The 14,801-nt window shown below is 36.4% G+C and carries 19 protein-coding genes; 13 read left to right on the top strand and 6 right to left on the bottom strand.

Annotated elements, in window-relative coordinates; genetic code table 11:
• The first annotated feature begins 31 nt into the window (after nt 1-31).
• The 4 genes from CQ022_RS14075 to CQ022_RS14060 are packed head-to-tail and all read left to right on the top strand — an operon-like array spanning nt 32 to nt 3,333.
• On the top strand, nt 32-1,333 hold the full coding sequence (locus CQ022_RS14075) for an alpha/beta fold hydrolase (RefSeq protein ID WP_105682987.1): 1,302 nt from the start codon (nt 32-34) through the stop codon (nt 1,331-1,333).
• A gap of 19 nt (nt 1,334-1,352) precedes the next feature.
• Entirely contained in the window at nt 1,353-1,760 is a 408-nt protein-coding gene (locus CQ022_RS14070) for an energy transducer TonB (protein WP_123864438.1), read from the top strand.
• A 17-nt stretch (nt 1,761-1,777) separates the two neighbouring features.
• Entirely contained in the window at nt 1,778-2,416 is a 639-nt protein-coding gene (locus tag CQ022_RS14065; protein ID WP_105682985.1) for a DUF2306 domain-containing protein, read from the top strand.
• Nucleotides 2,413-3,333: a YARHG domain-containing protein gene (locus CQ022_RS14060; protein WP_105682984.1), complete on the top strand. Its 921-nt coding sequence runs from the start codon at nt 2,413-2,415 to the stop codon at nt 3,331-3,333. Before CQ022_RS14065 ends, CQ022_RS14060 begins: the two co-directional genes overlap by 4 nt.
• Before the next feature lie 17 nt (nt 3,334-3,350).
• On the opposite strand, the gene CQ022_RS14055 is transcribed toward CQ022_RS14060, so the two are convergent.
• The 3 genes from CQ022_RS14055 to CQ022_RS14045 all read right to left on the bottom strand — a co-directional run bounded on the left by CQ022_RS14055 (nt 3,351) and on the right by CQ022_RS14045 (nt 4,976).
• Nucleotides 3,351-3,752, bottom strand: a complete 402-nt coding sequence (locus CQ022_RS14055; protein WP_105682983.1) for a DUF2809 domain-containing protein — start codon at nt 3,750-3,752, stop codon at nt 3,351-3,353.
• Nucleotides 3,753-3,823: 71 nt separating this feature from the next.
• On the bottom strand, nt 3,824-4,477 hold the full coding sequence (locus CQ022_RS14050) for a thioredoxin family protein (RefSeq protein ID WP_105682982.1): 654 nt from the start codon (nt 4,475-4,477) through the stop codon (nt 3,824-3,826).
• Between the two features lie 10 nt (nt 4,478-4,487).
• A complete protein-coding gene (locus CQ022_RS14045) occupies nt 4,488-4,976 on the bottom strand; it encodes a TlpA family protein disulfide reductase (protein ID WP_105682981.1) in 489 nt (162 codons plus the stop codon).
• A 149-nt stretch (nt 4,977-5,125) separates the two neighbouring features.
• Here CQ022_RS14045 and CQ022_RS22755 point away from each other — a divergent pair, with 149 nt between their 5' ends.
• The 3 genes from CQ022_RS22755 to CQ022_RS22985 all read left to right on the top strand — a co-directional run bounded on the left by CQ022_RS22755 (nt 5,126) and on the right by CQ022_RS22985 (nt 5,800).
• Nucleotides 5,126-5,281 carry a bacteriocin gene (locus CQ022_RS22755; protein WP_123864437.1) on the top strand — a complete coding sequence of 52 codons (156 nt, stop codon included), beginning with the start codon at nt 5,126-5,128 and terminating at the stop codon, nt 5,279-5,281.
• A 163-nt stretch (nt 5,282-5,444) separates the two neighbouring features.
• Nucleotides 5,445-5,612, top strand: a complete 168-nt coding sequence (locus CQ022_RS22750) for a bacteriocin (protein WP_123864436.1) — start codon at nt 5,445-5,447, stop codon at nt 5,610-5,612.
• A gap of 29 nt (nt 5,613-5,641) precedes the next feature.
• On the top strand, nt 5,642-5,800 hold the full coding sequence (locus CQ022_RS22985; protein WP_165791665.1) for a hypothetical protein: 159 nt from the start codon (nt 5,642-5,644) through the stop codon (nt 5,798-5,800).
• 36 nt (nt 5,801-5,836) lie between these two features.
• Here the strand turns inward: CQ022_RS22985 and mutS are convergent, their stop codons facing one another.
• On the bottom strand, nt 5,837-8,431 hold the full coding sequence (gene mutS, locus CQ022_RS14040; RefSeq protein WP_105682980.1) for a DNA mismatch repair protein MutS: 2,595 nt from the start codon (nt 8,429-8,431) through the stop codon (nt 5,837-5,839).
• Nucleotides 8,432-8,557: 126 nt separating this feature from the next.
• On the opposite strand from mutS, the gene CQ022_RS14035 reads away from it, so the two are divergent.
• Entirely contained in the window at nt 8,558-9,088 is a 531-nt protein-coding gene (locus CQ022_RS14035; protein WP_105682979.1) for a GNAT family N-acetyltransferase, read from the top strand.
• 136 nt (nt 9,089-9,224) lie between these two features.
• Here CQ022_RS14035 and CQ022_RS14030 read toward each other — a convergent pair whose 3' ends face one another.
• A complete protein-coding gene (locus CQ022_RS14030) occupies nt 9,225-10,103 on the bottom strand; it encodes a cupin-like domain-containing protein (protein ID WP_105682978.1) in 879 nt (292 codons plus the stop codon).
• Nucleotides 10,104-10,367: 264 nt separating this feature from the next.
• On the opposite strand from CQ022_RS14030, the gene CQ022_RS14025 reads away from it, so the two are divergent.
• A complete protein-coding gene (locus CQ022_RS14025; protein WP_105682977.1) occupies nt 10,368-11,246 on the top strand; it encodes a bestrophin family protein in 879 nt (292 codons plus the stop codon).
• Between the two features lie 12 nt (nt 11,247-11,258).
• Here the strand turns inward: CQ022_RS14025 and CQ022_RS14020 are convergent, their stop codons facing one another.
• Nucleotides 11,259-11,858 (bottom strand): hypothetical protein, encoded by a 600-nt coding sequence (locus tag CQ022_RS14020; protein WP_228421714.1) that lies wholly within the window; start codon nt 11,856-11,858, stop codon nt 11,259-11,261.
• Between the two features lie 55 nt (nt 11,859-11,913).
• Between CQ022_RS14020 and CQ022_RS14015 the strand changes: the two genes are divergently transcribed.
• The 4 genes from CQ022_RS14015 to CQ022_RS14000 all read left to right on the top strand — a co-directional run bounded on the left by CQ022_RS14015 (nt 11,914) and on the right by CQ022_RS14000 (nt 14,779).
• Nucleotides 11,914-12,534, top strand: coding sequence for a toxin-antitoxin system YwqK family antitoxin (locus CQ022_RS14015; protein ID WP_228421712.1), 621 nt, complete (start codon nt 11,914-11,916; stop codon nt 12,532-12,534).
• Nucleotides 12,535-12,539: 5 nt separating this feature from the next.
• A complete protein-coding gene (locus tag CQ022_RS14010) occupies nt 12,540-13,070 on the top strand; it encodes an RNA methyltransferase (protein WP_105682975.1) in 531 nt (176 codons plus the stop codon).
• A 187-nt stretch (nt 13,071-13,257) separates the two neighbouring features.
• A complete protein-coding gene (locus CQ022_RS14005; protein ID WP_105682974.1) occupies nt 13,258-13,911 on the top strand; it encodes a CBS domain-containing protein in 654 nt (217 codons plus the stop codon).
• 1 nt (nt 13,912) lies between these two features.
• Nucleotides 13,913-14,779, top strand: coding sequence for an NAD kinase (locus CQ022_RS14000; RefSeq protein WP_105682973.1), 867 nt, complete (start codon nt 13,913-13,915; stop codon nt 14,777-14,779).
• Nucleotides 14,780-14,801: the final 22 nt, after the last annotated feature.

Here is a 14,801-nt window from a genome sequence, read left to right as displayed (position 1 = left end):
AAAAACATTATTTTTACTAAAAACTATACCCATGAAAAAAATTTTCGGTTTCGTTCTTCTGTTCTTCCTCTTTTTAGGATATAGTCAGGAAAAAACAATTGTTTCCGACTGGACTTCCTTCACGCAGGCCGTCAATGTAGAGAATAAACAAAACTGGAATTTCCGTGTCACGGCAAAAATCAGAAAAGAAAATCAGGATAATGGTTCCAATTGCGGACTATGGTGCAGAATTGACAATAAAGATCACTCGGTTGGCTTTTTTGAAAATCAATATTACGGAATCAAAGTAACCAATGAGTGGAAAACGTATGAAATAAAAGGGATGATCAATCCTTCTGCGCAGAGTATGAATATTGGGGCTTTTGCTCAAAACAATGGCGATTTTTATTTTGACGATTTTAAGTTGGAAATCAATGACGGAAAATCAAAAAAATGGATTGAAGTTCCGCTGGAAAACTCAGGTTTTGAAAAAGATATTACCGCATCTCATGGTTGGTTTGAAGGAATTCGTGCTCAAAAAGTAACGCATGTAAAGCATTTTACAATCGGAACCTCAGATTACAAACCCTTCAGTGGCAACAAGTCTTTGCTGATCAAAGGACATGATATTATCGGTACCATGCCTGATGGAAAATTTATGGATGTTAATGGCATCAAATTATACTATGAAGTCTATGGAGAAGGAGAACCTGTACTTATGCTTCATGGTAATGGGCAATCCATCAGCGCCTTTATGAACCAAAAAGATACGTTTGCTAAAAAATATAAGGTGATCATTGTAGATTGTCGCGAACGAGGAAGGTCTACTTATGACAAAACAAAAGAACTTACCTTTGATATTCAGACTGAGGATCTTAAGCAGTTTTTAGAGAAACTGAACATCAAAAAAACAAAGATTCTGGGCTGGAGTGATGGTGGGATTCTTGCTCTGTCCATGGCAATGAAATATCCTGAGATGGTAGATAAAATTGCCTGCTCGGGAGCGAATATTTTCCCGGAAGGAGTCAAAGATGATGAGTTAAAATCCATGAAAGAAATGCTTGCCAGCCTTACCAAAGAGAATAAAGACCATAAAAACGATGTCCTTATTGATCTTTTGAATCTGGATTTGAAGTATCCCAACTGGAAGTATGAAGATCTGAGTAAAATTCAGTGCCCATCATTGATTATTGCTGGTGATAAAGACTTGATAAAAACAGAACATACCGTGAAAATAGCGGAATCTATTCCGCACGGACAGCTGGCTATTGTCCCGAATGCAAGCCATTATGTTCCTGAAGAAAAACCGGAACTGTTCAATGAATTAGTCATTGATTTCTTTGAAAATAAATAACCTGAATACAAAACAAACCATGAAAAAAATATCAATACTGATTTTACTTTTAGGAGTTCAGTTTGCTTTTTCCCAAACGACACAAAAAGAAGAGCCAATAAGCCAACCTACAACTTCTGCTGAGAATAACAATATAGAAATACCAGCAGAATATCCGGGAGGAATGGATGCTCTTAGGAAATATATTCTCAATGAGTTCAATATCGCAAAAATAAAAAACTCCGGAGTGTTTACGTCAACCATTGAATTTGTTGTGAGTACTGATGGAAATATTGAATCTGTCTCATCATCCGGTAATGATAAGTACATGAATGAGGAAATGGAGCGTGTCATAAAATCCATAAAAACCAAATGGAAGCCTGCCCAGAATAAAGGAAAGACTGTAAGATCTTTTATTAAATTCCCTACCACCGTCAATATTCAGTAAAAGTTAAAACAGATAAAATGCTCTCTGCTAAAAGAAATAGTAATTCCTTCTTTAAAATCCTTCTCATCATAGGATTCGGGTATTTCTTTTGGCTGATGCTGAAAATCACCTTAGAATATATTCCTTTTAATCCTGAAGTCAGTTTTCTGATGATCAAACAGACGGAAGTTATAGAAAGACCGGAATATCTTGCATTTTTCTACACTCATGTGTATACAAGTATTTTTGTGCTTCTCTCAGGATTTCTGGCTATTCTCAGAAGGGATTTCGGAGTAAAAAATTTCCACCGGAATATGGGGAAAGTGTATATTTTTCTCATTCTGATGTTGGCGGCTCCTTCGGGAATTTATATGGGACTCTTTGCCAACGGAGGCTTTTTATCGAAGATTTCATTTGTTATTTTAGGCTTTTTATGGTGGTTTTCAACGTTGAGAGCCTATCAGCTGGCAAGACAAAAAAGGTTTAAAGAACACAAGCAATGGATGTGGCGGAGCTTTGCTTTTACATTATCTGCTATTACCCTGAGAATGTGGAAAGTAATTATTGTATATTTATTTCATCCCAATCCCATGGATGTCTATCAGGTCATTGCATGGCTGGGCTGGATTCCCAACATCCTTATTATTGAATATTTAATCACAAAAAAACTTATATGAAAATTGTAAATTATACCTTGATTGCTTTACTGGCAGTTTCTCTGGCAAGCTGTAAGAAAGAGGGAAAAACCACTGAATCAGGAAAAGATTCTCTGACCGCCAAAAAGGACTCTGCAGTAGTTCCTGAAGTACACAAAGAATATTACGGGATTTACACAGGTGAATTTGCCGGAATGGAAAAAGTTGTTGACCCAACAGACGGCTCAGAATATGATGTCAGTAACTACAAAAGAATTTCTTTAAAGATCAACAGAATCACCAAAGACAGCGTTTACGGACAAAGTATTGTTAATGGTAATCAGCGCCCGTTTAAAGGTGTTTTCAATGAAGCTACCACATCTTTTGTGCTGGATGAACCCGGCAACGACAAAACAGATGGAAGGTTTGAGGTAAAACTGAAGGGAGACAGCTTAACCGGAAAGTGGAACGCTTTTGATAAAACTTCCGTAAAAGCTCCTTTAAAAACACTTAAACTGATTAAAAAAGAGTTTGTTTACAATCCCAACTTTATGCTGGATAAGGATTCTGATCTGGTAGACTGGTCAAATTCTAAAGAGTTTACCGAAAAGTATACGGATGAAGAAACCGGGAAAACAGAAAGCTATAAAACCACTAAAAACCGCTTCGCTTCTGAAGCCATCTTCAAACTGAATGCATCCAAGCAGAAACTAACGGAAAAAGATCTTAAAAACTTAAGAAAACTGGATCTAGAGATCATCAAGAACTCTGTATTTGCAAGACACGGCTACTCTTTCAAAAAAGAAACCTACAGAAACTTCTTTGAACAAACGGATTGGTACATCCCAGTTGCAAGCAATGTAGATCATGATCTTTCCCCTCTGGAAAAAGAAAATGTGGCTTTACTAAACCGCTTTACCAAATATGCGGAGGATAAATATGACAGTTTTGGAAGATAGGTAGTAGGTTGCAGGAATTAGGGATTAGGGGTTGAGGTTAAGCCTTCATTGTTTGTAATCTTTACTAAAACATAGAGAATCAGACATCCTACAGTATAACACAGATTATCAATCCAGGAAAAAGAATTTCCGATAACAATATACATCAGGCTTCCAGGACGGAAGCCTAGTTTTTCTGCAATATTGAAATACTGGGCAAATTCTACCAGAAATGAAAAAATCAGAATTCCCAGAATCAGTTTCTGATCATTTATTTTCACAAAGCTTTTCACGAAAGTAAAAAGGAGCATCACCACAATAACATCTCCAAGATAAGCTCTTATAAAGAAAATATCACTGAGTTTGGTGGCAATCAATACCTCCACAAGAAAAATAAATACGGTCAGAAGAAGATACTTCAGGCTGAATTGGAATTTCATTTCAAATTAAATTTAAGGCATAAAAAATCGGTATTCCAGGAACACCGATCTTATGTATGTGAGCAAATATATTATTTCTTTACTTTAATGGTACACCCAATGGCAACAGTTTTTGTCATTTTTATTGGTTGTCCTTTTATCAGAGCATTTACGGCATCCTGAGCATAATATTCGGATACATCATTCGGGTTATCATAATTATTGTCGATAGCACCAATGTATTTTACAATATTCTTTCCGTTCTCTTTTTTCAGTACAAAAACATGGGGCGTTTTTGTAGCACCGTATTGCGGATAGATTTTCTGTCCTTCATCTACCAGATAAGGAAAAGTAAATCCTTTCTGCTTTGCTCTTTCAATCATCTGCTGATAACCGTCTTCCGGCTGTACATTTGGATCATTCGGATTGATCGCAATTACAGGATATCCCTGATCCTTGTACTTTTTATCCAATTCAATAATTCTGTCTTCGTATTTCTTTGCGTAGGGACAATGGTTGCAGGTAAACACCACAATAAATCCTTTGGCGTTTTTAAAATCGCTCAGGGAAACCATCTTTCCATCAATATTTTTAAGCTTAAAATCTGCAGCTTCATCCCCTACTTCATAGCCTTTTACAGAAATGGTCTCGTTCTGATTTTTATTTTTATCGTGATCTGTTGTTGTAAAGCTCAGTAATCCCATCCCAACGATGAATGCGGTCATTAAAATTTTCAGGTTTTTCATAGTAGATTATTTATTGTAGATTTTCTTTAATTGTTTTTTCAAGGTCTTCCTTGCTCATTTCCCCATCATTAAAATGAAATTTAGCTCCATTTTTATAGAACACGGTCACCGGAATATTCCCATCCCAGTCTTTTTCAAATCTAGGAATCCAGGTATTCATTCTTTTGATATCATCCAGAAGGAGTACCTCAGCCGTAAGGTTTTTATTTTTAATGAATTTCAAGACTCTTTCTTTATCAGCCAGCCTGTCCAGTGACACCAAAATCATTTTAAACTTCTGGTTATCTGCATATTTAGAATTGATTTCCATAAAGTGAGGAAGTTCTTTTACACAAGGTCCACAGGTGGTTGACCAGAAATTAACAACCAGCAATTTATCTTTTTCCTGCTGAATCCGCTTCTCCAGTTCTTCATATTTTATCACAGAAACTTCAGTCTGTTGGGCTTTAAAAACCGTACAGAAGATAAATACTGTAACGATCATGATTAAATTCTTCATATTCAAAATTAACAAATGCATTCTTTCTCAATGAAAATCAACCTGTTAAAATTTGTTAATAATTTCATTCATCCCATGAAATTTCTTCACCAATGATTGAATTAATAAAAATAAAATGTAAATTAGCTCAGAATCAAAACTAAATTATCATGAAAAAATCAAACATTCAGAAAAGAAAACTGACAAAAAATGAGTTAAAACAAATCAATGGAGGAAGAGGAACACTTTGCCCGGGAACTTGTTTTTGCAATATTGATGGTGAAATGACTATAGGTGCATGTGACACCAAGGGAAGATGCTGTTAATCCATTACAGCTTTTTATATAATATACATGAAGATTGAGGGGTTACCTCAATCTTTTTTAATGAAATAATTTTCCACCCATAAAAAAGTTAACAATTTGAATGACAATATTTTGAACGTAATAAAATAACTTGTAAATTAGCTTTTACCAAATTCAAATTATTATGAAAAATTCAAAAAATCAAAAAAGAAAGCTTAGCAAGAATGAGCTAAAAGAGATCAGTGGGGGTGCTAGCAGACCCATCTGCCCAAGAGTAATAAGCTGTACAGATCCTCATACAGGAGAAGAACAATACGGAGTTCCGGGTATGCAGGACGGATTTTGCTGTTAACTAAGTTTATCCTATTTAAACAAGGGAAGATGACAAATTCAACCGATCAAAAAAGAAGACTTTCCAAAGCAGAGCTAAAGGAAGTCAACGGAAGCGCAGGTGCCTGTGCAGAAGGACTATGTAAATTAAGAGGAGTAAACCACTTTCTGATCATTGGTCCAAGAGGAAAAGACGGCTATTGCTGCTAATTAAACTTTCACTTTATTTACAAAAAAATGATTGGATTACCCTCCAATCATTTTTTTTATGGCATTCAGCTTCATTAAAGCTTCAATGGGTGTCAAAGTATTGATATCTATTTTCGTAAGCTCCTCACGGATATTCTCCAGAACAGGATCATCCAGCTGGAAGAAAGAAAGCTGCATATTCTCTTCTGTCACCCTTTTGATGCTTTCGGAAGTATCTCCGCTACCCTGCGTTCTGCTTGCTTCAAGTGTTTTCAGTATTTCATTCGCTCTGTTTACCACTTTCGCAGGCATACCGGCCAGCTTTGCCACATGGATACCGAAACTGTGCTCACTTCCTCCCGGAACAAGCTTTCTCAGGAAAATGATGTTTCCTTTATTTTCCTGAATGGAAACGTGGAAGTTTTTTACCCTTTCAAAGTTAACAGTCATTTCATTCAACTCATGATAATGGGTAGCAAATAAAGTCTTCGCCTGCGTTGGATGCTGATGAAGATATTCAGCAATAGCCCATGCAATAGAAACCCCGTCATAAGTGGACGTTCCACGCCCGATTTCATCCAATAAAATCAGGCTTCGTTCTGAAATATTATTCAAAATATTGGCTGCTTCATTCATTTCTACCATGAAAGTAGATTCTCCGGCAGAAATATTATCTGTAGCTCCTACCCTTGTAAAGATCTTATCCAGCAATCCGATTTCAGCATGTTTTGCAGGGACAAAACTTCCAATCTGAGCCAAGAGACACACAATAGCTGTCTGGCGCAAAATTGCCGATTTACCGGCCATGTTCGGTCCTGTTACCATGATAATCTGCTGGGAATCTTTATCCAGAAAGATATCATTCGGGATATATTTTTCTCCTAACGGAAGAGCATTTTCAATGATTGGATGCCTGGCTTCTTTTAAATCAATCGCATAGCCGTCATTTAAAACAGGCTTTGTATAACTCTCAGAAACAGCCAGTTCAGATAATCCGGCAGCCACATCAAGCTGGGCAATTATATTGGAATTTCCTTGAATATGATCAATATAAACCATTGTTTCCGCACATACATTCCTGTATAGCGAAGTTTCCAGAACACCAATTTTCTCTTCGGCTCCCAGAATCTGGTTTTCGTATTCCTTTAATTCTTCGGTAATATATCTTTCGGCATTCACCAGGGTCTGCTTTCTTACCCAATCGTCCGGAACTTTATCTTTATGTGTATTTCGAACTTCAATATAGTATCCGAAAACGTTGTTAAAATCAATTTTAAGACTGGTAATACCCGTTCTTTCAATCTCTCTCTGGCACATATCATCCAGAAATCCGCGGCCTTTGCTTTGTAAATTTCTTAATCTGTCCAACTCTTCGGAAACACCTTCTTTAATGACATTTCCTTTGGCAATATTTACCGGAAGCTCTTCATTAAGGTAATTTTGCAGGAATTTAATAAGCTCCTCCAGATCAAATAAAGGTTCTAACCATGCCAGCACATCGGCATGAGGATGCAATAAAGCTTTGATTGTATGGATATTAATCAAACTTTGTCGCAGATATCCCAATTCTTTAGGAGAAATTTTCTCTGCAGCGAGTTTTCCCATTAATCGGTCAAGATCGGAAATTGATTTCAGAAGTTGGCAGATTTCGTATTTAAGAGGATCATTTTCGTTTAAAAAATCAATCAGAGAAAGCCTTCTCATGATCTCGTCCACTGATTTTAAAGGAAGGATGATTCTTCTTCTCAACAATCTTCCTCCCATCGGAGTAGATGTTTTATCAATGATATCCAGTAATGATTTTCCCTGTGGATTACTTGGATAAACAATTTCCAGGTTTCTCAGGGTAAAATTATCCATCATCAGATACTCTTCCTGAGGAATGACCTGCAGTTTTGTAATATGGGCAAGCAGGTTATGATGAGTATCTTCTACCAGATACGCGAAAATAGCACCTGCTGCTGTAATGGCTAATGGAAGACTTTCCACTCCAAATCCTTTTAAAGAACTGGTTTTAAAGTGATTTGTTAACTTCTCATAGGCAAAATTGTATTGAAAAGCCCAGTCTTCAAGCTTAAAGGCGTTTTTATTTTTTATCTGCTCCGGAATCTGTGTACTTCTCTGGAAGATAATCTCGCTGGGATCAAAAGTATTGATAATATGCAAAAGCTTTTCCAGGTTTCCTTCACTTACCAGAAACTCTCCTGTGGAGATATCTACCAGGGCAATTCCATATTTCTCTTTTTCTTTGTGCAATGAAAGAAGGAAATTATTTTTTTTGGAGTTTAATACCTGATCATTGAAAGTAACTCCGGGAGTAACCAACTCAGTTACCCCTCTTTTTACAATCCCTTTCACCATTTTAGGATCCTCCAGCTGATCACAGATTGCCACTCTCATTCCTGCTCTTACCAGTTTTGGAAGATAAGAATCTACAGAGTGATGCGGAAATCCGGCCAGCTCTATATGCCCATCGCCATTGGCTCTTTTGGTAAGGACAATTCCCAGAATCTGAGAAGTTCTGACAGCATCCTGCCCAAAAGTTTCATAAAAATCCCCAACCCTGAATAATAATAGCGCATCAGGATATTTACCCTTGATGGTATTGTACTGCGTCATTAACGGAGTTTCTTTCTTCGCTGCTTTTGCCATAGTAAAAAATGAGCCCCAAATTTAAAAAAATAAATTCAGGGTAAGAGAATTGTTTAGCGGTTAATCTTCCCTACTTTTCTTTATCAGTAATTAATCGTACTTTTCACCCATCAAATCACATTATTTATGGAATTTCCTGTCTTAGAGACTGAAAGACTTATTTTACGTCAGCTTACTTTTAATGATACCCAGGATCTGTTTGAGTATTTTTCTCTGGATGAAGTGATGGAATATTACGATCTGGAGACCTTCAAAACAGAAGAAGATTCCCGACGCATTATTCAGCATTTTAACGGTGAATTCGAAAAAGGAAAAGGGTTCAGATGGGCTTTGGAGCTGAAATCCAATGGAAAAGTTATTGGTACCTGCGGCTATCATAATTGGTACAGGGAACACTTTAGAGCGGAAATTGGTTATGAGCTTAATCCTAAATTCTGGCAGCAGTCTTATATGAAAGAGGCTATTCTCCCTATTCTGACTTTTGGATTTGAAACCATGAGGCTTCATCGGGTAGATGCTTTCATTGATCCTTCCAATATTTCTTCTGAGAAACTTTTAACATCAATCAATTTCAGCAAAGAAGGAACCTTGAAAGATTATTTTTTTGAAAAAGGAAAATTCGTAGACGCAACAATCTTCGGTCTGATTAATAAATAAGCGGGAAGCACGAAGATGGGAGATGGAAGTTTCTATGGGTCGTGGAATGGCTGGCTATCTTTTAATAAAAAGGTATTTAAGTTGTACTAAGCTGTAAAGAGTCTTCCAGCTTCCAGCCTCCCTCTTCCTTTCCTCTTTATTTTCCTGCTTTCAGGTGTTTTCCCAGTGCTTCCGAACTCTTTTTATAAGCCCATTTCTGTTTATAGCTCACCCATTTAGCCTTGAAAATTTTTCGCATAAGTTTATCTGTGTACCTCATAATGAAAACATGATACATCATATTGGCAAATACATTCGGCTTATTGGGAAGTGCCCGTAATGAAAGTGAAAAACCTGGCTCCAGATATCTGTTGAAATGCCAGAAAGCACCCGGAATAAAGAGGGCATCGCCATGTTCCATAAATATTTCGTATCCTTTTGCATATTTCAGCGCCGGAAACTTTTCATAATCCGGGTTTTCATAATCCACATCATAAATGGTATGAACGGATAAAGGAACTTTATATAAAAACGGAGACTGTTTCTGATCAAACAACAGGATTCTTTTCTTTCCTTCGAAATGGATATGCATAAAATCCCCCAGATCAACATCATAATGCATTAAAACATGGGCTTCACTTCCTCCGAAAAATAAAGTCGGAAGTCTTTTAAAAAACTTTATTCCAAGATCCGGATAGGTAAAGTTTTTCAGCAGCTCAGGAAGCCTGTCTGTGATGATATAGAAAAAGATCCGCAGATCTGAAGGTTTGCTTTTTATCGTATCAATATACTCCTTCATTTTCATATGGGTAACCGGAGCATCAGAGCTTTTCGCGGCATCAGCCGGTTTATTGTCATATAAAGGAACTTCCTGGTCTCCTGCCTTTTCTTTAATATACGCAAGGTTCCATTTGTCAAAAGCATCCCATCTGCTGGCAAAATTCTTGATCAAAAGAGGTTTCTGCTTTTTAAAATAATTCTTCTGAAAATCTTCTTTACTGATATCATTTACAATATCTACGTTTTCGAGGATCATGTACTTTGTATTTAATGCGAAATAAAAATAGTATTTTTTTGAAACCTGAGAAAATTAAGATTAAAAGAGCTGGAAGCTGGAAGAGGGATGCTGGAAGTTAAGACTTGTCTGCAAACGTCTATACATCATTCTATAAAAATCTTTTTATGGAAAACTTAGAACTCTTCTTCGGCTTCAATAACTTCCAGCTTCCAGCTTCAGACTTCCTTACTTTATTAGCAGAGCTCAGATGAAAAATTTATATTTGTGGTAATAAGCGAGTTTATGAGAGTCTACAATACCAAACATTTCATTAAAATCCTTTTCAGTTTACACAAAAGTGATACATTAAAAATCCTTTTTCCAAGTATGATTCTTGTAGGACTGTACTCCTGGGGAATTCAGTATTTAGAAGTTGAATATCTACACCTTACTACAAAATCCGGAGTCAGTAATGTAGGTATGATTCATTCTCTGCTAGGATTTGTTCTTTCTCTTTTACTGGTTTTCAGGACTAATACCGCTTATGACCGATGGTGGGAAGGGCGAAAACTTTGGGGAAAACTGGTCAATGACACCAGAAATCTTGCCATAAAAATCAATACTATTCTAGGTGATAACCGCCAGGATGCTGAGCAGATTGCAAGATATTTAAAATACTTTCCTCACTTTTTAGCCAAACATCTTTCTAAAGAATCTACGAGGCTGGCATTGGATGAAGATTATTCTGAAATTGAAAATTCTTTGAAAAATCATGGACCAAGCGAAATAGTGATTCTGCTTAGCCATAAACTGAACCAATTAAAAAAAGAAGGGAAAGTTTCAGAAGTTGAAATGCTGTACTTAGATACCCAACTTTCAGGGTTTCTGGATGTATGCGGAGGCTGCGAAAGAATCAAAAATACTCCGATTCCTTATTCATACTCTTCTTTTATCAAGAAATTCATCATTCTGTATGTTTTTGCTTTACCTATTGCATACGTTATTACAATAGGTCTTTTTATGATCCCTCTGACGGTTTTTGTATATTATGTTTTGATGAGCCTGGAGCTTATTGCCGAAGAGATTGAAGATCCTTTTAATAATGACGAAAATGATATTCCGATGGAGACTATAGCCCAGAATATTGAGAAGAATGTACATCAGATTATGAACAGAAAATAAAAAATCAAGCTTTTAAAGCTTGATTTCTTTCAGTTCGCCGTCCTGTTTTATTTCTACAAATTTGCTTTCCCTGTTGGCAGCAGAATATCCGTAAAAAAAGGTACTGTATATGGGAGTAGAATACAGATAAGCTCCATATCCGTTATAAGCATCTGAAGTTCCGGTCTGTTGCTGATAACTTGCCGATGCAGTAAAATTGACAATGGTTTCAAGATAATATTTACCGGGTTTCAGCTTTTCAAATTTAAACCTGCCGTGATCATCTGTTAAAGCTTCTACTCTGTATTTAAAAGCCTCTTCAGACATATATACTGTTGTTTTTTTATTTTCATATTTCTTTCTCATATCATAAAATTCCTCGAAATAAGGAGTTACAGGAAAAAGCATGACAACAGTTCCTTTGGGTGCATAATGTTTTTCTCCAAGCAATGGTTTGATCCCCCAATTGTTTTTTTGTTTTGTGGAAGCTACTCCTTCAATGGTAGAATTTCCGAATCCAAGCATTTCTCTGGCCAGTTTTTTATCAAAAAAAGCTTGAGGATAATAGGTATTCTGTGCTTCGAAGTACATAAATCCCCATAATAATATGAATAAGGTGAATAATTTTTTCATAGTATATTTTTGAGTCAAATATAAGTATTTTACTATTTTTGAAATAAAAATAGCTATGAAGTACATGTTTCTATTGTTTTTTTCCACTTCTGTCATGATCATGGCTCAGAAACCTTGTGGATATAAAGACGGATTGCAGGAAGGATCCTGTAAAGAATTCTATGAGAACGGACAGGTAAAAAATGTAGTGGAATGGAAAAAAGGGAAACTGGACGGCGATGCCATTTTTTATTATGATAATGGAAAAGTACAATCACAGGGAGAATATAAAAAAGGATTCAAAGTAAAAGAATGGTCATATTTTGACAAGAGCGGAGTTCTTACCTCCAAAGAGGCATTCAGAAATGGAGATAAGAATATTTATGATAACAGTCTTACGGCTACTTTTTATTCTCCTGCCGGTAAAATCATTGAAATCTCCAATTATAAATTTAATAAATTACAGGGGGAAAGCAAGACCTTCCATGAAGACGGAAAATCGATAAAAGATATTGGCCAGTACGATAACGGACTTGCTACCGGAAAATGGAAAGTATTTTATCCCTCAGGAAAATTACAGCGTGAAACAGAGCTTGCCAATGATAAAAGAAACGGCAACAGAGTTCATTACCGTGAAGACGGAAGCATAGAAAAAACAGAGGTCTATCAAGACGGAAAATTAATCTCAACAAAATAATACAATTGGTACAGAAACTAAAACTGGAAGAACTTAACAGAATAGATGTAGAAACATTTAAGAAGGTTGAAAAAATTCCGTTGGTCATCATTTTAGATAATATCAGAAGCATGCACAATGTAGGTGCAGCCTTCAGAACCGCAGATGCCTTTTTAATTGAAAAAATCATTCTTTGCGGAATTACTCCACAGCCACCCCACCGTGAGATTCATAAAGCGGCATTGGGAGCAACGGAGAGTGTGGACTGGTCTCATGAAGCAGAAACCAATACAGCCATTGCTGATTTGAAAAGTAAGGGTTACGAAATCATCGGAATTGAGCAAACAACCGACAGCCAGCTTATTACTGATTTCACCATTGACAGATCGAAAAAATATGCATTGATTTTAGGAAATGAAGTGGAAGGCATCAGTGATGAAGTTCTTCCTAATATTGATGTATTTTTAGAAATTCCACAGCTCGGAACCAAGCATTCTCTTAATGTAAGTGTATGCGCCGGAATTGTGATGTGGGAATTTGCAAAAGCATTAAAATAAAAAAACTGCATATGTCCTTAGTAGACAGTGCAGTTTGAAATAAATCTAATAAAAAGTAAAAATGAAAGGCGACAAAGGTACTTTATTTTTTTTTACAAACAAATTTTGACGGCATTTTTTTTGTTTCACCTTAAAAAAAGTCGGGGTTTCAGAAAAAGTTTCATTTAATTTTTTATAAATTAGCACAATGTTTATCAAGGACTATATCTCAAAAGACTTTCCGTGTTTTAGCCTGTCTGACTCCATAGAGTCGGCCAGAAATACGCTAGAAGATTTTGGATATTCCCATATTTTCATCAAAAAATCCCATCACTTCTACGGAGCTATTGCTATGGATTTTCTATATGAGGAAGATGGTGGAACATTGAAGGACCTGGAACATCAGATTGAGCGGTTTGCAATTCTGGAAGACAGTAATGTGATGGATAGTATCCGTCTGTTTTACACTTTCAGCTGCAATGTGATTCCGGTGATCAATAAAAATGAAAAATATCTGGGATATATCACTTCTGAAGATGTCTTTCAGGACTTTTCCCGTTATCCGCTGTTTTCAGAAACAGGAGCCATTCTCACCGTAGAAACTTCTGCCAGAAAATATTCAATGACGGAAATTGCCAATATCATAGAAAGTAACAATGCAAAATTTTATGGAGGATTTATAAGCTTTACTTCTGATGAAGTGATCCAAATAACCATAAAGATAAGCAATGAAAATCTGGCCTCGATAGACTCTACTTTTGATCGGTACGACTACAGAATTGTTGAAAAATATTATTCTGATGAGAAATCCGATCTGTTTAAAGACCGATTTGGTTTTTTACAAAAATTCATAGAAATATAACATGAAGGCAGCCATATATTCTCAGAAAAAAGATCTTGATACTTTTTTATATTTAAGCAAGTTTATCTCTGAACTTGAAGCCAGAGGTGTAAAATCTGTTCTGTATGATGAAATGGCGGAAGCACTCCAGTTTTCAAAAATATTCGAAACATTCAACTGTAAGCAGGATCTTTTGGATAAAGAGGTGGATCTCTTCTTCACTTTTGGAGGAGACGGAACCATCGTAAACTCTTTAACCTTCATTGAGGATCTTGAAATTCCCGTTGTAGGAGTCAATACAGGAAGACTTGGATTCTTAGCTTTCTTCACTAAAGAAGAAGCCTTTAAAGAATTGGATTCCATCTTAAAAGGAAATGTAAAAACAAGCCGCCGCTCAGTAATTGAGGTAGTTTCTCCAAAACTTGAGGGAGCTTTTCCTTATGCCCTGAACGACGTTACCGTTTCCCGAAAAGAAACGACATCCATGATTACCGTAGATTCTTATATCAACGATGAATTTCTGAATGTCTTCTGGGGTGATGGGGTGATCATTTCAACGCCTACAGGTTCTACCGCCTATTCTTTGAGCTGTGGTGGACCGATCATTTCTCCTAATAACGAAAATTTTGTCATTACACCCATCGCTCCTCACAATCTGAATGTGAGACCTTTAGTGGTGAATGATAAAGTGGAAATAAAATTCAGGGTGGAAAGCCGTGTACCTCAATACTCACTTTCCTTAGATTCCCGACTGATACACATAGAAACCGACAAGGAAATCATCATCAAAAAGGCAAAATTCCAGCTTCTTCTGGTACAGCCCAACAGTTTAAGTTTCTACGAAACCATCCGTCAGAAGCTCCTTTGGGGCAGAGATAAAAGAAACTAGTAATTTCTTAAAAATGATTACC

The sequence above is a fragment of the Chryseobacterium culicis genome (genome assembly GCF_002979755.1).
Taxonomy (GTDB): Bacteria; Bacteroidota; Bacteroidia; order Flavobacteriales; family Weeksellaceae; genus Chryseobacterium; species Chryseobacterium culicis_A.
This window is presented reverse-complemented; position numbering and strand designations above follow the sequence as displayed.